General features: G+C 69.2%; 19 protein-coding genes. 6 read left to right on the plus strand and 13 right to left on the minus strand.

Features of this window, described 5'->3' with window-relative positions:
* Positions 1-2: 2 nt before the first annotated feature.
* The 7 genes from BST38_RS05095 to BST38_RS05125 all read right to left on the minus strand — a co-directional run bounded on the left by BST38_RS05095 (position 3) and on the right by BST38_RS05125 (position 5829).
* Positions 3-644, minus strand: a complete 642-nt coding sequence (locus BST38_RS05095; RefSeq protein ID WP_083142424.1) for a DedA family protein — start codon at positions 642-644, stop codon at positions 3-5.
* Between the two features lie 272 nt (positions 645-916).
* Positions 917-1801 carry a hypothetical protein gene (locus tag BST38_RS05100; RefSeq protein ID WP_083142183.1) on the minus strand — a complete coding sequence of 295 codons (885 nt, stop codon included), beginning with the start codon at positions 1799-1801 and terminating at the stop codon, positions 917-919.
* A 24-nt stretch (positions 1802-1825) separates the two neighbouring features.
* Positions 1826-3352, minus strand: coding sequence for an aldehyde dehydrogenase family protein (locus tag BST38_RS05105; RefSeq protein ID WP_083142184.1), 1527 nt, complete (start codon positions 3350-3352; stop codon positions 1826-1828).
* Positions 3349-3891 carry a phosphatase PAP2 family protein gene (locus BST38_RS05110; protein WP_237160672.1) on the minus strand — a complete coding sequence of 181 codons (543 nt, stop codon included), beginning with the start codon at positions 3889-3891 and terminating at the stop codon, positions 3349-3351. Before BST38_RS05110 ends, BST38_RS05105 begins: the two co-directional genes overlap by 4 nt.
* A 44-nt stretch (positions 3892-3935) precedes the next feature.
* Positions 3936-4448 (minus strand): mycothiol transferase, encoded by a 513-nt coding sequence (locus BST38_RS05115; protein ID WP_083142426.1) that lies wholly within the window; start codon positions 4446-4448, stop codon positions 3936-3938.
* Between the two features lie 10 nt (positions 4449-4458).
* Positions 4459-5421, minus strand: coding sequence for a hypothetical protein (locus BST38_RS05120; RefSeq protein WP_083142185.1), 963 nt, complete (start codon positions 5419-5421; stop codon positions 4459-4461).
* Positions 5422-5427: 6 nt separating this feature from the next.
* Positions 5428-5829 carry a VOC family protein gene (locus BST38_RS05125; protein WP_083142427.1) on the minus strand — a complete coding sequence of 134 codons (402 nt, stop codon included), beginning with the start codon at positions 5827-5829 and terminating at the stop codon, positions 5428-5430.
* Positions 5830-5851: 22 nt separating this feature from the next.
* Between BST38_RS05125 and BST38_RS05130 the strand changes: the two genes are divergently transcribed.
* Both BST38_RS05130 and BST38_RS05135 read left to right on the plus strand, forming a co-directional pair.
* On the plus strand, positions 5852-7588 hold the full coding sequence (locus tag BST38_RS05130; protein ID WP_083142186.1) for an N-acyl-D-amino-acid deacylase family protein: 1737 nt from the start codon (positions 5852-5854) through the stop codon (positions 7586-7588).
* Positions 7589-7690: 102 nt separating this feature from the next.
* The gene (locus BST38_RS05135; protein WP_083142187.1) at positions 7691-8401 is read left to right on the plus strand and encodes an SDR family oxidoreductase; all 711 of its coding nucleotides are present in this window, start codon (positions 7691-7693) and stop codon (positions 8399-8401) included.
* A gap of 13 nt (positions 8402-8414) precedes the next feature.
* On the opposite strand, the gene BST38_RS05140 is transcribed toward BST38_RS05135, so the two are convergent.
* Together BST38_RS05140 and BST38_RS05145 are read right to left on the minus strand one after the other, a co-directional pair.
* Positions 8415-9272, minus strand: a complete 858-nt coding sequence (locus BST38_RS05140) for a LysR family transcriptional regulator (protein ID WP_083142188.1) — start codon at positions 9270-9272, stop codon at positions 8415-8417.
* A gap of 12 nt (positions 9273-9284) precedes the next feature.
* Entirely contained in the window at positions 9285-10091 is an 807-nt protein-coding gene (locus BST38_RS05145; protein WP_083142189.1) for an SDR family NAD(P)-dependent oxidoreductase, read from the minus strand.
* A gap of 62 nt (positions 10092-10153) precedes the next feature.
* Here BST38_RS05145 and BST38_RS05150 point away from each other — a divergent pair, with 62 nt between their 5' ends.
* Complete coding sequence (locus tag BST38_RS05150) at positions 10154-10525, plus strand: pyridoxamine 5'-phosphate oxidase family protein (protein WP_083142190.1); 372 nt, start codon at positions 10154-10156, stop codon at positions 10523-10525.
* On the opposite strand, the gene BST38_RS05155 is transcribed toward BST38_RS05150, so the two are convergent.
* Entirely contained in the window at positions 10515-11516 is a 1002-nt protein-coding gene (locus BST38_RS05155; protein ID WP_083142428.1) for a zinc-binding alcohol dehydrogenase family protein, read from the minus strand. The two genes, BST38_RS05150 and BST38_RS05155, sit on opposite strands and share 11 nt — an antisense overlap.
* A 101-nt stretch (positions 11517-11617) precedes the next feature.
* On the opposite strand from BST38_RS05155, the gene BST38_RS05160 reads away from it, so the two are divergent.
* Entirely contained in the window at positions 11618-12934 is a 1317-nt protein-coding gene (locus BST38_RS05160; protein ID WP_083142191.1) for an MFS transporter, read from the plus strand.
* A 66-nt stretch (positions 12935-13000) separates the two neighbouring features.
* Here the strand turns inward: BST38_RS05160 and BST38_RS05165 are convergent, their stop codons facing one another.
* From BST38_RS05165 to BST38_RS05175, 3 genes are all read right to left on the minus strand, one after another.
* Positions 13001-13834 (minus strand): endonuclease domain-containing protein, encoded by an 834-nt coding sequence (locus tag BST38_RS05165; protein ID WP_083142192.1) that lies wholly within the window; start codon positions 13832-13834, stop codon positions 13001-13003.
* Positions 13835-13976: 142 nt separating this feature from the next.
* Entirely contained in the window at positions 13977-15602 is a 1626-nt protein-coding gene (gene groL, locus BST38_RS05170; protein ID WP_083142193.1) for a chaperonin GroEL, read from the minus strand.
* A gap of 189 nt (positions 15603-15791) precedes the next feature.
* Entirely contained in the window at positions 15792-16343 is a 552-nt protein-coding gene (locus tag BST38_RS05175) for a TetR/AcrR family transcriptional regulator (protein ID WP_083142194.1), read from the minus strand.
* Between the two features lie 99 nt (positions 16344-16442).
* On the opposite strand from BST38_RS05175, the gene BST38_RS05180 reads away from it, so the two are divergent.
* Positions 16443-17360: an SDR family NAD(P)-dependent oxidoreductase gene (locus BST38_RS05180; protein WP_083142195.1), complete on the plus strand. Its 918-nt coding sequence runs from the start codon at positions 16443-16445 to the stop codon at positions 17358-17360.
* 17 nt (positions 17361-17377) lie between these two features.
* A complete protein-coding gene (locus tag BST38_RS05185; RefSeq protein WP_083142196.1) occupies positions 17378-17875 on the plus strand; it encodes a cupin domain-containing protein in 498 nt (165 codons plus the stop codon).
* Positions 17876-17926: the final 51 nt, after the last annotated feature.

Below are 17926 nucleotides of genomic sequence, written 5' to 3' on the forward strand. Positions count from 1 at the left end.
TCTCAGCCGCTCTGCGCCGCTCTGCGGCGGCGCAGCCGCGCGAGAACGAACCAGCCGACGACGCCGAGCAGTGCGACCATCACCACGGTCTGGAACGTCGACGCGTAGGGCTCCACCCGGTGCCACTGTGACCCCAGCGCGTATCCGGCGCCGATGAACACGCTGTTCCAGATCAGGCTGCCGAATGTGGTCAGCACCGTGAACACGAAGAAGTTCATGCGCTCGGTGCCTGCCGGCACGGAGATGAAGCTGCGGAAGAACGGCAGCATCCGGCCGAAGAACACCCCTTTGGTGCCGTGGCGCTCGAACCATCTCGCCGATCGGTCGATGTCGTCGCAGTCGATCAGCGGGACCTTGGTCACCAGTGCGCGCATCCGCTCGTGGCCCAGCCGCGCGCCGAGAAAGTAGATGATCCAGGCGCCGACGACCGATCCCAGTGTGGTCCACACGACCGCCTCCACCGCGGAGAGCTTTCCGAGCCGTGCCGCGAATCCGGCCATCGGCAGGATCACCTCGCTGGGCAGCGGCGGGAAGATGTTCTCCAGAAGAATGGCGAGCCCGGCGCCCGGCCCACCGAGACGATCCATCAGGTCGACCGTCCAGCCGGCGAGCCCGTCGACATCGGCCGTGTCCTGTAGCGACAAGATCTGCCTTTCCCTCTCGATGCCCACCAAGGGTTCCCGGTGGGGCGAATCTCAACCCCGGCGCGCCGATCGCAGTACCGAACTACTGCGTCCACGCCCGCGGCCACCAACGACGATCGTGGGGAAACCCAGGTAAAGAGGAGGGTTTGCCATGACGATCATGTCGCACCCGTCACAACTGATTTCCTTGGTGCACTGGAGGACTCACCATCCTCGCCACAAACACATCAAATCCGACTGGGATGTGCACGGCCATCCACACCACTACCTCTTCATCGAGAACGCATTGCTGTCCCGGGAGATGTACCGGCTGTAGAGGACCGGGCGACACCGCCCACGACCGCCCCGAGCACACCGAGCACCACCAGCGCGACGCCGGCGATCAGCGTGCAGTTGAGCCACCAGTGCAGGCTGTCCTCGGCGTGCGCGACCATCGTCTCGGCCACCACCCTGATGGTGCCCGCGGTGCGGTTCAGCCCCATCTCGACATAACGGTTCGCGATCTCGATGCCGGCCCAGCCGGCCGCACCCACCAGTAGCGCCGAAACACCCAGCGCGGTAAGGGCTTTGCCGCGGGAGCGGGCAGCCGCGAGGGTCAGCAACGCGGCGATCGCGGTGAACGCCGCGGCGCCGATGCTGACCCACGGCCCCCAGGTGGCCAGCCAGCGCAACTTGCCCGGCTGGAGTTCCGGAGTGTCGACGGTGATCGGGACCGTCAATGTCGGCGGCACCTGCAGATCCAGGCTGCCCAGCGTCGCCGAGAACGACGGGTCCGACAGCATCGGCGCGACATCGATCAGCCACTCGTCGGTTGAGTTGCCGCTCGGCACGGCGCCGGTGAACATCCACCGATGGGCGATGCGGTTGGCCTGCGCGAACTGCCCGGGGAAGCCCGAGTTCCGGGTGTAGGAGTTCGCGACGTCGCTGACCAGCACCGGGTTGAGTTGGTACCCGTTGTCGGCGCCCAGCGCGATCACCTGGGCGGTCAACTCACCGGCCATCGCGTCCTGGAGGCGGCTGTCGGTGGCCGCCGACGCCGCCAGCGACGCGTATCCGTCCTCACTGATCACCGTCTGCTGTACCCACATGGCAGGCACCGCGGCAGCCAACGCAACGGTGGTGACCAGCCACAGCAGCAGCGTGGCGAGAAACCGCACGGGCGCGTCCTCCTGTCGGGCCGGCTACTTGGCGACGCGTTTGGGGCGGATCAGCGCCAGCTTGGTCATCAGGGTGTTCATCCGCTTCAGCGCCCTCGGCGAGTTGTTGTAGTAGTTGCCGCCCGCACCGACGTTGGTGCGCGGGGCGACCACGGTCTCGATCCGACAATACTTGCGCAGTCCTTCGGGGCCACCGAAGCGGGCACCGATGCCCGAGGTTTTCCACCCGCCCATCGGCGCGGTGGTGCACATCAGGTTCGAGATCACGTCGTTGATGTTCACCCCGCCGCAATCCAGTTGCAGCGCAACGGCTTGCGCGCGCTCGATGTCTTTGGAGAAGACGGCGGCCGACAGCCCGTACGGGCTGTCGTTGGCCAGCCGCACCGCTTCCTCGACCGAGCGGACCTTCATGATCGGCAGGGTCGGGCCGAACGTCTCCTCGGTCATGCACAGCATGGAATGGTCGACGTCGACCAGCACGGTCGGTTCGTAGAAGCTCCCGGACCCGGTTCCGCGCTTGCCGCCGGTGAGCGCGCGCGCACCCTTGGCCAGCGCATCGGCGACGTGGCGTTCGGTGACGGCGACCTGGCCGTCGTCGATCAGCGCACCGAACGCGGTGCCCTCCCCGGCGCCGACCGCGAGCTTGCGCACGTCGCGTACGACGGCCTCGACGAACTGGTCGTACACCTGTTCCAGGACGTAGACGCGTTCCACCGACACACAGGTCTGGCCGGCGTTGAACATCGCGCCCCACACCGCGGCGTGCGCGGCGAGCTCGACGTCGGCGTCTTCGAGCACGATCATCGGATCCTTGCCGCCGAGCTCCAGGCTCACCGGGATGAGGCGGCGCGCGGCCCGTTCGGCCACCTTCGCGCCGGTCGCGCTCGACCCGGTGAACTGGATGTAGTCGGAGTTGTCGATGACGGCCTCCGATACCGCGCGCGCCCCCTGGGCCAGCGCCAGCACGTCGGGCCCGCCGGACTCCAGCCAGCCGCGCAGCAGCAGTTCGGCGGTCAGCGGGGTGCGCTCGGACGGTTTGAGCAGCACCGCGCAGCCGGCCGCCAGCGCCCCGATGGCATCCATCAGCGCGTTGGCCACCGGATAGTTCCACGGCGCGATGATCCCGACGACCGCGCGGGGCCGGTAGTGCACGGTGATCTTCTTGATCGACAGGAACGGCAGCGCCGCCGGCCGTGGGTCCGGCGCCAGCGCCTTCTCCATCGTGCGCACGTAGTACGACGTGATCATCAGGATCAGCGGCACCTCCTGCGCGGCGTCCACCGCGGATTTGCCGGTTTCGGCGATCAGGAGGTCCTCGATCTCGCCGCGGTGCGCATCCATCCAGAGCGCGAAGCGCGACAGCACCTTGGCGCGGCCTTTGGCTCCGCGTGCCTCCCACTCCCGTTGCGCGGTGCGCAGACCGGCTGCCAGCTGTGCCACGTCGGCCGGGTCGGTCCAGTGCACCGTGCCGGCGACGGCGCCGGTGGCGGGGTTGGTGATGGTTCCGGTGCCGGTGAACGCGTTCGGTTGCACATCGGACGTCGTTGTCATGAATTCCATGCTAGCGACGAATGTGACGCGGACCGCCGCCGCGGTTGACACCTGTCAAGTCGGGCGACCCAGATGGCCAGGCACACCATGGCGCTGCCGAGGAACCACGCGCCGATCACGTCGGTGAAGTAGTGATAGGACACCGCCTGCCCGACCGCGGCAAGCACCAGCACCACCGACGCCACGGCGACCGCCCACACCGTCGCACCGACGAGCAGCACAGCCATCGCGATCACGACCAGCGCGAGCGTGGTGTGCCCGCTCGGGTAGCACACCGCACCTTCTTTGAGGCGGCCGAAGCTGCGCTTGGCGAGGCGGGCCGCCATCACCGCCAGAAACGGGGTGATCACCGTCGCGGCGGCCAGCCGCCACCGCCGTTGGAACACCGCGACCGCGGCGACGATCCCGCACAGCGTCAGCGTCACGCGGCCGTCGGTGAAGAACAGCAGCAGCCCCAGGTCGGGGTGGGTGACCCCGAGCGTCTGGAACCAGTCGTCGACCGGCGTCGAGCCCTTGCCGACCAGCAGCCCGAGCAGCACGAGACCGGCCAGGCCGACCGGCGGCCACCACCGGACGACCGCGCTCAGCGCACGAGCCCTCGGATATAGGCCGCCTGGCCGAGGTGCTGTGCGGCGTCGTCGATGACGCTGACCAGCCGCACGCTCGCGGTCACAGGTGGCGTCCACCGTTCGTCGACGATCCGCGCCAGCTCGTCGGCGTCGACCGACGCGACGTACTCGAGCGACAGCTTGTGGACGGCGCGGTAGTACCCGGCGAGCAGGTCCGCCGAGGCGCGCACCTTGGCGACCTCCTCGGGCGTCTGGCCGTAGCCGTGCGCGTCGCGCGGCAGGTCCAGCCCGAACCGGTCCACCCAGCCGTCGCGGAACCACACCTCCTCGACACCCGCGATGTCGGCGATCTGCGCGTCCTGCATCCGCGCGGTGTGCCAGATCAGCCACGTGACGGTGTTGGCCTCGGGGCCCGGCCGGTAGTACGCGACCTCGTCGGTCAGGTTCTCGGTCAGATCGGCGACGTGCTCGGCCAGCCGGGTGAACGAGTCGCGCAGCAGTTCGCGGGCAGCTTCGATATCGGCCATGTCCGCCAAGCTACGCCGGGCGCGGGCGATAGGCGATGTCGTCCGTCGCGGTGCCGGGGCAGCCCTCGGTGAACGTCGTGACCACCTCACCGCGCAGCTCCGGCGGCTCGTCGGCCGCGACATCGGTGGGCAACGTCAACGTCTCCACTTCGGTCGCCACCCCGGCCGACCCGTCCTCGCACACCGCGGGCAGCGGGACCGAACGGCGGGTGAAGGTGCCGTCGGTGACCTCGTAGACGGCCAGGTACGCGTGGGGGGCACCCGGCGCCCCCGGGACGGCGGCCGTCGTCACGCACCGGTCCCCGGTGCGCAGGCAGTATGTCGCGACCTCGCGTTCGGTGACCTGCGGTGCACCTGCCGGGTCGCGCCGGGTCCTCGTCACGGTGTAGCCGCCACGGAACACCGCCGCCGCCGCATCGGCACGCGGTGGCTGCGCGGCCGGGTCGGGCGCGGGGAACTCGGGCAGCGCGTCCCCGGCGCGCGTCATGGTCGGGGTGACCACGCTGACCGACGGGCAGTCGCCGGTGCCGATCGTGGTGACGGTCGGGGCCGGCGTCATGTCCGGTGCGATCGCGATGTCCCAGACCGCCCATACGTCCCCGGTGAACCGCTCGCCGTTGGGTCCGGTGCAGACGGCGCTCCCCTCGGTGAAGTTCACCATCGTCCACCGGTCGCCGGAGTAGTCGGCCGCCCGAGGATTACGCAGCGGCGCGGCGGGATCGTTCGGATCGGTGATCTCCCCGCCGGCCGCCACACACGTGTGCTCGTCGCAGGAGGACCGGAACACCCAGCCGGCCCTTCCGTCGACCAGACTCTGCGACGGCGCACCGTTGGCCACCCCGGTGCCGTCGTACTCGACGATGTACGTGCCGTCGAGGTCGAGCACCGGCTCCAGCACTTTGGGTGCCGATTCGCCGGACGTCGCGCAGCCGGCGAGCACCGCTACGGCAGCCAGCGCCGCCGCGCCCCGCACCGCCCGCTACGCCTTCGGCCCGCCGCTCGGCCCGCCGCCGTGAAAGACCGCTTCCACGTTGTTCCCGTCGGGGTCGCGCACGAACGCGCCGTAGTAGTTCTCGTGGTACTCGGGCCATAGCCGAGGCTCGTGCAGCGGCTCGACACCGAGACTGACCGCGGTGTGGAAGAACGCCTGCACCGACTCGGGGTCCTTGGCCTTGAACGCGATGTGGACCTCGCGGTTGGGACCGGCGGCCTCCCCGGCCGACATGTCCGCGATCCAGAACTCCGGATGCCCGTCGACGCCGTAGCCGACGGCGGGTCCGAAGTCCATCATCCGGGTGTAGCCGAGCACGCCGAGGACCTTGTCGTAGAAGGTCTTCGACGCCTCCATGTCCGCACAGTTGATTCCGAAGTGGTCGATCACGATCTCACCGTACATTCGGGGGATGACATACGACCTCGTCATTCGCGGAGGAATTGTCGTCGACGGACTCGGTGGGCAACCGTTCACCGCTGACGTGGCGGTGCGCGACGGCGTGATCTGCGAGGTGGGCACCGTCGCCGCGGCAGGCAGCCGCGAGATCGACGCCGCCGGGCTGCTCGTCACGCCCGGATTCGTCGATCTGCACACCCACTACGACGGACAGGCCATCTGGTCGGACCGGCTCACCCCATCCTCGGCGCACGGCGTCACCACCGCGGTGATGGGCAACTGCGGCGTCGGGTTCGCACCGTGCCGCCCCGCCGACCACGACGTGCTCGTCGACGTGATGGCCGGCGTCGAGGACATCCCCGGCGTGGTGATGGTCGACGGGCTGCCGTGGCACTGGGAGACGTTCCCGGAGTTCCTCGACGCGCTCGACGCCGGACGACGGGACATCGACGTGGCGGCGTTTCTGCCGCACTCCCCACTGCGGGTGTACGTGATGGGCCGGCGCGGCGTCGACCGCGAACCCGCGACCGCCGAGGATCTGGCGATGATGCGCAAACTGGCCACCGAAGCCGTGCACGCCGGTGCGCTCGGGTTCGCGTCGTCGCGCTTCACCCTGCACAAAACCGAGAGCGGACAACCGATCCCGAGCTTCAACGCCGACTACGCCGAGATCGAGGCGATCGCCCGCGGCGTCCGCGACGGCGGCGGCGGCCTGATCCAGTTCGTGCCGGACCTGGTCGCCGCCGACTACGAGCCGGTGCTGCAGACCGTGTTCGATGCCGCCGCCGACGTCGGCCTGCCGGTGACGTTCACGCTGGCGGTGGGCAACGCCGGGGATCCGTTCTTCCTCGACGCGCTGCGGATGGTCGAGAAGGCCAACCAGAATGCCGGCGCCGACGGCCCGGCCATCACCGCGCAGATCTTCCCGCGGCCGATCGGGCTGGTGCTCGGCCTCGAGCTGTCCGGCAATCCGTTCGTGATGTACCCGTCCTACCGGGAGATCGCCGGCCTGCCGCTGGCCGAGAAGGTCGCCGAGATGCGCAAACCCAAAGTGCGCGAACGCATCCTGAACGACAGCCCGGCCTCCGACGGCCACCCGCTGATGTTCGCCGCGCAGGCGTGGAACTACATGTTCCCGCTCGGCGATCCGCCGGACTACGAACCGTCGCCGTCGGATTCGATCGGCGCCCGCGCGCAGGCCCGCGGGGTCAGCCCACTGGAGGAGGCCTACGACCGCCTGCTCGACGACGACGGGCACGCGATGCTGCTCGTGACGCTGGCCAACTTCCGCGACAACTCCCTCGACACCGTCGCCGAACTGATCCGTCGTGAGGACGTCGTGCTGGGGCTCGGCGACGGCGGCGCGCATTACGGAATGATCTGTGACGCAAGCTTTCCGACGTACATGCTGACGCACTGGGTGCGCGACCGCGCGTCGGGGCGGCTCACGGTGGCGGAAGCGGTGCGCGAACTGACGTCGGTGCCGGCGCGGGTCGCCGGACTGGCCGACCGCGGTCGCATCGCCGTCGGATACAAGGCGGACCTGAACCTCATCGACGCCGAGGCGCTGCGACTGCACCGGCCCGTCGTGATCAACGACCTGCCCGCGGGCGGACGCCGCCTCGACCAGACCGCCGACGGCTATGTCGCGACGATCGTGTCCGGTGAGGTGATCTCCGAGAACGGGGTACCGACCGACGCACGCCCGGGACGGCTCGTCCGCGGCAGGCAACCGGCGCCGACGGGCTAGGCGGCATCACCACCCTGTCATACCCGCCATGGCGCAATCGCCATGGCGCACCGGCACCCGACGCGTTTCACCGGGTGACGGACTCGACGACAGGAGTATGAGATGTCATCACGGCGAATACTGATCACCGGAGCGTCGAAGGGCATCGGTCTGGCCACCGCCGAAAGGCTCGCCGCGGCCGGCGATGTCCCGATCGGCTTGGCCCGCACCGCACCTGCCGACTTCCCCGGTGAATTCCACCGGATCGACCTGGCCGATCGGGTGGCCACCGCCGCGGTGCTCGACCAGATCGTGGCCGGCGCCCCGGTCGACGCGGTGGTCAACAATGTCGGCTTCGCGCGTTTCGGCCGGATCGGCGCGATCGACCTCGACCACCTCTTCGACACCTACGACCTGAACGTGCGCACGGCCGTGCAGGTGGTGCAGGCGGTGTTGCCGGGCATGCTCGCCGCAGGCTGGGGACGGATCGTCAACGTGACGAGCCTGACCACACTCGGAACCCCCGAGCGCACGCCCTACGCCGCGGCGAAGGCCGCCCTGGAAGCCTGCACCCGGATCTGGGCCAACGAACTGGCCACGACCGGGATCACGGTCAACGCGGTCGCCCCCGGCCCGACGGAAACCGAGATGTACCGCGAGAGAAGCCCGCTCGGCTCCGAGCGGGAGGCGCGTTTCCTGGACACCATCGCGATGCGCAGGGTCGGTACCCCGCAGGAGATCGCGCACGCGATCTGCGCTCTGCTGCACGAGGACGCCGGGTACATCACCGGCCAGATCATCCGTGCCGATGGCGGCGGGAGTATCGCGTCCTGAACAGCGCTGCAGCTCAGCGTGATTCGCCGAGCTGGCGCAGCAGCGCCCGCGCCGGTTCGGAGGCACTCGCCGACACCGCCAGCCCCAGCGCACGAACGGTCCGCGGGAGCAGCGGGCGTGTCACGACACCGTCGGGCAGATCGGGCAGGCCGGCGCTCGGCATGATGCTGACGCCGAGCCCGCTGCGGACGATCTCCAGAACCGCCGAGACAGACCGCGCCTCGAAGGCCACGTCGAATTCGACGCCCACGCTCTGCGCCACCGGGGTGAACACCGTGGCGCATCCCCCGGTCGAGCGGACGAAGGGCTCTTTGGCCAGATCGGTGTACTCGACGACGCCGAAGCCGGCCAACCGGTGATCGGCGGGCACCACGGCGACCATGTCCTGGGTACCGAGGACCGCCGATTCCATCCCGGAGACGGGCAGGCTCACCACGCCGGCCTCCGCGGCGCCGCCGTCGAGCCAGTTCAGCACCTCTTCCTCACTGCCCTCCAGCAGCCGTATCGCCACGGCCGGATGGTGCTGGGCGAAGACCTCCAACTGCGGCGTCACCAGCGACGCGGTGACGCTGGGCAGACTCGCCACCCACAGGGTGCCGGTCAGCCCGCCGGCCGCGCGGTCGACGTCGGTCCTCATCGCGGCGATGTGGCGCAACGCCTCCCGCGCATGTGACACCGCCGCCTCCCCGGCTTCGGTGAGCGAGGCGTCGTCGCGACCGCGCCGCACCAGTCGGGCGCCGAGTTCGGTCTCGAGCGCGGCGACCGCGCGGCTGACCGATGGCTGCGGCATACCCAACTGGTAACCGGCTGAGGTGAATCCATGTTCGTCCGCGACGGCGACCAGCGCCCGCAGCTGCAGCAAGGTCGGCATCGTGGTCTCCTGTCAGCGCAGCGCCGGATGCCGGCTCTTCAACAGCGGCAACAGAATACGGCGGGGGAGGAATTCGAAGATCCGTGCCGGGATCTCGTTCTGCACCCCGGGGATCACGCTGCCGCGGCCGGCGGCCAGACCGTCGACAGCCTTCTTCGCGACGTCGCGGGAGTCGACCCACATGAATTTCGGGAACGCCGCGGCGAACGTGCGCTCGTCCATCCCGGCCGTCTCCAGGAACTCGGTGCGCACCGGCCCCGGGTGCAGCGCGGTCACCGTCACGCCGGTGCCGGCGAGTTCGCCGCGCAGCCCGTCGGTGTAGGTGCGCACGAACGCCTTGGTGCCCGCGTACCCGGACTGACCGGGGAACGGCTGGAACCCGGCCGTCGAGCCGACGTTGAGGATCGCCCCGCTCCCGCGCGGCACCATCTGGATCACCGCCCGGGTGGTCAGGTCGATCACCGCCTCGACGTTGACCCGCACCTGCGCGATCTCGGCCTCCGGCGTGGACTCCGCGACGAAACCGATCGTGCCGATGCCGGCGTTGTTGACCAGGATGTCGACGGTCAGTCCGCGGCGTTCGACCTCCGGGAACAGCCCGGCCCGCGCATCGGCGTCACCGACATCGCACGCGATGACCTCGACACGCACCGACGAGGACAGCTCGTCGGCGAGTGCCCGCAACCGATCCTCCCGGCGTGCCACCAGGGTGACGCCGTGCCCGCGCGCGGCGAGCTCGCGGGCCAGATCGGCACCGATACCCGAGGAAGCCCCGGTGACGACGGCGGTGGAGGTCGCAGACGGTGTCGGTAAGGCCATGTTGTGCCAAACTACGCGCGCCACCGTTCTGTTCCCCGCCCGCCAACGGGCAGGATGGGGCCATGAGCGTCAAGGTCGACCTGGACAAGCTGGCCGAGGCACTCGGCGATTTCTCGTTCGCGTATCTGGTGACCGTCGGTGACGACTACCGCGCGCACACCGTCGCCGTCGACCCGGTGCTGGCCTCGGGTGCGTTCGGTATCGGCTCCGTCGGCAACAGCACCCGCCGCAACGCGGCGGCACACCCGGCCGTCACCCTCGTCTGGCCGCCGCGAGACCCCGGCGGCTACACGCTGATCATCGACGGCAGCGCCGAGGTGACCGGCGACGGACTGTCGATCCGGCCGACGGGCGCGGTGCTGCACCGCCCCGCCGTTGCGGGCGCCCCGACCGCGTCCGGGTGCGGCGACGACTGCGTGCCGCTCAACGGGTGATGACGACCTTGCCGATCGTGCGGCCCGATTCCACGTCGCGGTGCGCTTCGAGCAGACCGGCGGCGGAGAAGTCGGTGATGGTCTTGGTGACCGTGGTGCGCAGCACGCCCTGATCGACCAGATCTGCGGTCGTGGCCAGCAGCCGCTGCTGTTCGATCATGTCGGGGGTCTGATACTTCGCGCGGGTGAACATCAGCTCCCAGTGCCACGCGATGCTCTTGTCCTTCAGCGCAAGCAGATCCAGGCCGGGCGGTTCGTCGATCGCGGTGATGTGGCCGAACGGTTTCACGATCGCGGCGTAGTCGTCGATGTTGCCCTTCGAGTGCGGCGAGAACAGGTAGTCGACACCGCCGGGGACCGCGGCCAGCGTCTCGTCGCGCAGATGGTGGTGGTTCACCACGAGGTCGGCGCCCATCGCCAGCGCCCAATCACGGGACTCGTTTCGACTGGCGGTCGCGATCACCCGCACCCCGGTCAGCGCCTTCGCGAGCTGGATCATGATCGAACCCACCCCGCCGGCGGCGCCGAGCACCAGCAGGTCTCCGGTCGAATCCTTGGTCAGGCCGAACCGGTCGAACAGCGACTCCCACGCGGTGATCGTCGTCAACGGCAGCGCCGCGGCGTCGGCGAACGACAGCGAGGCCGGCTTGCGGGACACGATGCGCTCGTCGACGGCCTGCAGTTCGGCGTTGGTGCCCGGCCGGGTGAGATCGCCGGCGTACCAGACCTCGTCGCCCACCCGCAGTGTCGTGACCTCGGGCCCGACCGCCTCGACGACCCCGGCCGCGTCGTAACCCAGGATCGCGGGCTCCGGTGACGGTGCCAGGCTGTTGCGCACCTTCCAGTCGGCCGGGTTCACCGATACCGCGGCGACCCGGACCAACAGATCGTGCGGCCGTAGCTCGGGGACGGGAACCGTCACGTCGCGCAGGCTGTCCTCGAGCGAGTCCGCGGCGAACGCGCCGATCGCCGTCATCTGCGGAGTGGTCATGAACACACTGAACTACCCGAGCACCGGTTTTCATCCCGCGTTGCGATCAGTACGCGCAAAAGTCTGGCCAAGACACCGTGAACTTGGACTGATAGATCCCCGTGACCGTGACCAACGCGCCCGGCGAGACCGGCGACCGGACCGTGACGCCGCAGGCCCGGACGGCGCTGTGGGCGAGCCTGGTCGGCACCACCATCGAGTGGTACGACTTCTTCCTGTACGCGACCGCGGCGAGCCTGGTGTTCAATCAGGCGTTCTTCCCGGACCAGTCGACGTTCGTCGGGACCATGCTGTCGTTCGCGACGTTCGCGGTCGGCTTCGTGGTGCGCCCGATCGGCGGTTTCGTGTTCGGCCACATCGGTGACCGGATCGGCCGCAAGAAGACGCTGGCGCTGACGATGCTGCTGATGGGTGGGGCGACGGCGCTGATGGGCGTGCTGCCGACCGCCGCGCAGATCGGTGTGCTGGCCCCGATCCTGTTGCTGCTGCTGCGGATCGTGCAGGGTTTCGCGCTCGGCGGAGAGTGGGCCGGCGCGGTGCTGCTCGCGGTCGAACACGGTCCCGCCCGCCGGCGCGGCCTGTTCGGCAGTATCCCCCAGGTCGGGCTCGCACTCGGGTTGGCGCTCGGCACAGGGGTTTTCGCGCTCCTGCAGATCGCGCTTCCCGACGACGCCTTCCTGACCTACGGCTGGCGCATCGCGTTCCTGCTGAGCATCGTGCTGGTCGTCTTCGGGGTGATCGTGCGGCTGAAGGCCAGTGAGACACCATCTTTCGAGAAGGTCCGCGACAGTGGCGAGCGGGCGGCGGTGCCGGTGCGCGAGGTGTTCCGGCCGCCGATCCTGAAGTCCACCGTGCTGGGGATGCTGTCGCGATGGGGTGAGGGTGCGGCGTTCAACACCTGGGGCGTGTTCGCGATCGCGTATGCGACGGGCACGCTGGGGCTGGCGAAGGTGCCCGTGCTGCTCATCGTCACCGTCGCCGCGCTGTTGATGGCGGCGCTGCTGCCGGTGTCTGGTCTGCTGGCCGACCGGTACACCCCGAAGCGGATCTACACCGTCGGCATCGCGGCCTACGCCGTCGCGGTGTTCCCGGTGTTCGCGTTGTTCGGCACCAAGGACCTCGCGCTGTACGCGGTCGGAATGGTGGTGGTGTTCGGCGTGATCCACGCGCTGTTCTACGGTGCGCAGGGCACGCTGTACGCATCGCTGTTCCCGGCGCGGATCCGCTACACCGGCCTGTCGACGGTCTATCAGCTCTCGGGCGTCTTCGCCTCCGGCGTGACCCCGATGATCCTGACCGCGCTGATCGCCGCGGGTGGCGGATCGCCATGGTGGGCGTGCGGTTATCTGGTCGTCACGGCGGTGATCAGCGTGTTGGCCACCCTGGCGCTCAAACCTGCACCGCTGCACACGCTCTGAGCGTTGCGAATGTGGGGGTTGTGTACGCGGATCCGCTGATGTGCGTACACAGCACCCACAGTTGCGTCAGACCGGGCAGCCGGCGACGCGCAGCTTGGCACGTACGCGGTCGATGATCACGTCCGGCCGGTTGAGCATCTCGTTGCTGACCCGGACGACCGACCAGCCGGCCGCGTCGAGCAGTGCAATGCGGTCGATATCCCATGCCCTCTGTCGTCGGTCGATCCAATGGTGGGCACCGTCGTACTCCACGGCGACTTTCCAGGCGCGCCAACCCATGTCGACCCGGATCCGAAGGTCCCGGAACGAGATCTGTGTCTCGGGCCGCGGCAGCCCTGCCCGCACCAGGATCAGCCGGAGCCGGCTCTCCTGCGGCGACTCGGCGCCACCGTCGACCAGGTCGAGGACGCGTCGTAACCGTGTCGTCCCACGCGTGTTCGGGTGCGCGGCGGCGATTGCGTGAACTTCTGCGGCGGATATGCGGGTGGCGTTCATCAGCGCGTCGAGCACCAGAATCGCGTCGTTCTCCGGCAGCGTCCGGCCCAGATCGAAAGCCGTGCGGGCAGGAATCGTCGCGTCCACCCCGCCGTACAGGAACACCTCGTCGGCCGAGACGTCCCACGAATGCACCGCGATCCCCCGCGGCGCATGCCGGTCGGCGCGCAGGATGTCGGCCGGCCGGCACGCGTCGAGCCACTTCGTGCCGACGACCGCGGCTGCCGACAGCCCGCACAGCGTCGCCCCGGTCGCCAGCCAGGCCGCCTCCGCGCGCAGCCGGGCGGTGAGTTCGACGTCCCGCGGGAGGTAGACGTCGCGGTAGACGGCGACATGATCGCGTGCGAGCGCTCGACGGGTGATGCGTCCACCGCGTACCGCGGCACTGCCGACAAAGGGTTCCATGCGGCGACGGTCGCCGCACGCACCGACGAATGTGGGCCTCCTGCACGCTGTTCGGCGCAATCCTGTGCACAGGACCCACATTGGGGATAACGAAAAGCCCCGGCGCTGCTGACGCAACGCCGGGGCTTCTTCGTAAGGGGACTTAGAAGTCCATACCGCCCATGCCACCGGTCGGGTCGCCCGCAGGTGCGGCGGCCTTCTCCGGCTTGTCGGCAACGACGGCCTCGGTGGTGAGGAACAGCGCCGCGATCGAGGCTGCGTTCTGCAGCGCCGAGCGGGTCACCTTCACCGGGTCAGCGACGCCGGCCTTGAGCAGGTCCTCGTACTCACCGGTCGCGGCGTTGAGGCCGTGACCCGCGGGCAGGTTGGACACCTTCTCGGCGACGACACCGGGCTCCAGACCACCGTTGAAGGCGATCTGCTTGAGCGGAGCCGACAGCGCGACACGCACGATGTTGGCGCCGGTGGCCTCGTCACCGGTCAGGCCGAGGTCCTCCAGCACCGGAGCCGACTGCAGCAGAGCCACGCCGCCACCGGCGACGATGCCCTCTTCGACAGCAGCCTTCGCGTTGCGGACGGCGTCCTCGATGCGGTGCTTGCGCTCCTTGAGCTCCACCTCGGTGGCAGCTCCGGCCTTGATGACTGCAACGCCGCCGGCCAGCTTGGCCAGGCGCTCCTGCAGCTTCTCGCGGTCGTAGTCGGAGTCGCTGTTCTCGATCTCGGCACGGATCTGGGCGACACGGCCCTGGATCGCGTCGGCATCGCCGGCGCCCTCGACGATGGTGGTCTCGTCCTTGGTGATGACGACCTTGCGGGCGGTGCCCAGCAGGCTGACGTCAGCGGTGTCCAGGGACAGGCCGACCTCTTCGCTGATGACCTGGCCACCGGTGAGGATCGCCATGTCCTGCAGCATCGCCTTGCGGCGGTCACCGAAGCCCGGGGCCTTGACGGCGACGGACTTGAAGGTGCCACGGATCTTGTTGACCACCAGGGTCGACAGGGCTTCGCCCTCGACGTCCTCGGCGATGATCAGCAGCGGCTTGCCGGACTGGATGACCTTCTCCAGCAGCGGCAGCAGGTCCTTGACCGTCGAGATCTTGGAGCTGACCAGCAGAATGTAGGGATCCTCCAGGACGGCTTCCTGACGCTCGGCGTCGGTCACGAAGTAACCCGAGATGTAGCCCTTGTCGAAGCGCATGCCTTCGGTGAGCTCCAGCTGCAGGCCGAAGGTGTTCGACTCCTCGACGGTGATGACACCCTCGTTGCCGACCTTGTCCATGGCCTCGGCGATGAGCTCGCCGATCTGGGTGTCGCCGGCGGAGATCGCGGCGGTGGCAGCGATCTGCTCCTTGGTCTCGACCTCCTTGGCCGACTTCAGCAGACCCTGGGTGACAGCCTCGACAGCCTTCTCGATGCCACGCTTGAGGCCGAGCGGGTTGGCGCCGGCTGCGACGTTGCGCAGACCTTCGCGAACCAGGGCCTGAGCGAGCACGGTGGCGGTGGTGGTGCCGTCGCCCGCGACGTCGTCGGTCTTCTTGGCGACCTCTTTGACCAGCTCAGCGCCGATCTTCTCGTACGGGTCCTCCAGCTCGATCTCCTTGGCGATGGACACGCCATCGTTGGTGATCGTGGGGGCGCCCCACTTCTTCTCCAGCACGACGTTGCGACCCTTCGGGCCCAACGTCACCTTTACGGCGTCTGCGAGGGCGTTGAGGCCCCGCTCGAGGCCCCGGCGGGCCTCTTCGTCATACGCAATTGTCTTGGCCATTGCGAAGTGTTTCCTCCGGATTGGGGATGCACGTCTTGTCGGTCGGAATCGATGCCCGCGACGGACGACCGGGGTTGTGCTCGCAGATGCGGCCCCGGCCTCACCGGCCCGACCTAGCACTCACTGGTCGCGAGTGCCAACTGCATTCTTAGCACTCGACCAGGGCGAGTGCAAGGTTGGGTCGGGCCCTCATCGCGCCCGCAGGCCGTCCTCGATGACCTGCACGACGCGCTCCGAGATCTCGCCACCGTAGACCTGGGGCACCTTGCACACGACCAGCAGCGCCTTGATCACCGCGACGTCGACGTCCGCGCGGACGGTGCCCGCTCGTTGCGCCGCGTCCAGCAGCTCACCGATCGCGGCCAGGAATGCCGCTTCGGCACCCGGCGCGGCGACCTCGAGGTCGAGGCCGTAGCCGACCAGTGCGTCGACCAGGCCGTGGTCGGCGGCCGCGCTGCGCACCATGTCCTGCAGGAACACGAACAGTGCGGCACCGGGTTCCTCGCCGGCCAGCAGGGCCTGTGCGTGCTCGACGATGCGGCGCACCCGATCCTCGGCCACGGCGACGACGAGCGCCTCCTTGGTCGGGAAATGCCGGTACACCGTCCCGGCGCCGACGCCGGCGCGACGGGCGATCTCGTCGATCGGCACGCCGAGCCCCTCGGCGGCGAACGTGTCGTAGGCGACCTCGAGGACCCGCGCCCGGTTGCGCGCCGCATCGGCACGTAGGGGTCGGGTCACGATTTCCCTCCTGGCGAACAGTAAACGGGGCCGTCGTTCCGTATAGTCGGCATCAACCGGGGCGGCTGCCCCGCTTCAATGATTCTACGAGGAGGCACCATGACCGACCGGACCGCTTGGACCACCGCGGACATCCCCGACCAGACCGGACGCACCGCGGTGATCACCGGCGCCAACACCGGGCTGGGCTTCGAGACCGCAAAGGCGCTGGCCGCACGCGGCGCACGGGTCGTGCTCGCCGTTCGCGACACCGGCAAAGGCGCGCAGGCCGCCGCCCGGATGACCGGCGACGTCGAGGTCCAGGAACTCGACCTGACCTCGCTCGCGTCGATCGCCGCGGCCGCCGGTGACCTCAAGTCCCGCTTCGAGCGCATCGACCTGCTGATCAACAACGCCGGCGTGATGACGACACCGAAGGCCACCACCGCCGACGGGTTCGAGCTGCAGTTCGGCACCAACCACCTCGGTCATTTCGCGCTCACCGGGCAGCTGTTGGAGACCATGCTCGACGTACCCGGGTCACGGGTCGTCACGGTCAGCAGCAACGGCCACAAGATGGGTGGCGCGATCCACTGGGACGATCTGCAGTGGGAGCGCCGCTACAACCGGATGAGCGCCTACTCGCAGTCCAAGCTGGCCAACCTGATGTTCACCTACGAGCTGCAGCGCCGGCTGGCGCCCCGGGGGACGACGGTCGCCGTCGCTGCGCATCCCGGTACGTCGAGCACCGAGCTCGGTCGCAACCTGCCCCAGGCCCTGCAACCCGCGGTGAACCGGGCCGCGGCGCTGCTCGCACAGAGCGCGGCGGCCGGTGCGTTGCCGACGCTGCGCGCGGCCACCGACCCCGGCGTGCTCGGCGGCCAGTACTACGGTCCCGACGGCATCGGCCAGCAGCGCGGCAACCCGGTCGTCGTCGCGTCCAACGCGCTGTCCTACGACCTCGCTCAGCAGCGCCGGCTGTGGGCTGTGTCCGAGGAGCTGACGAAGGTGACGTTCCCGGTCCCGGTCAGCGCCTGACGCGGCAGACTGGCGGGATGTCGCTGGTCGTCCCGCCCTATCCGCCGCCGCGCTACACCGCCGACGAACCCGAGGTGAGCGCTTGGCTCAAACGCGCCGACGCCCCGCCGAACTACGACGCGTTCGGACACATCCGGTACCACTATCTGGCCGACCAATCCGACACCGACGGCGACTACGGCCTGTACCGGGTGCAGATCGCACCGCGCGGAGGCGGCCCGGGCCCGCACTTCCACCGCGGCATGTCCGAGGCGTTCTACGTGCTGTCCGGAACGCTGACGCTGTACAACGGCACCGAGTGGGTGGACGGGAACACCGGCGACTTCCTCTACGTGCCGCCGGGCGGCATCCACGGCTTCCGCAACGAAGCCGACGAGCCGGCGTCCATCCTGATCCTGTTCGCCCCCGGTGCACCGCGCGAGCACTACTTCGAGGGGCTGCCGCACATCGGTGAGCTCACCGACGAGGAACGCCGCGAGTGGTTCGCCAAGCACGACAACCACTGGGTCGAGTGACCGAAGGGACGCAAACCCGCAGCACGCGCGGGACACGCCGCGCCGGACACG

Origin of the sequence: Mycolicibacterium parafortuitum, from assembly GCF_002086815.1 — a bacterium.
Lineage (GTDB): Bacteria > Actinomycetota > Actinomycetes > Mycobacteriales > Mycobacteriaceae > Mycobacterium > Mycobacterium parafortuitum.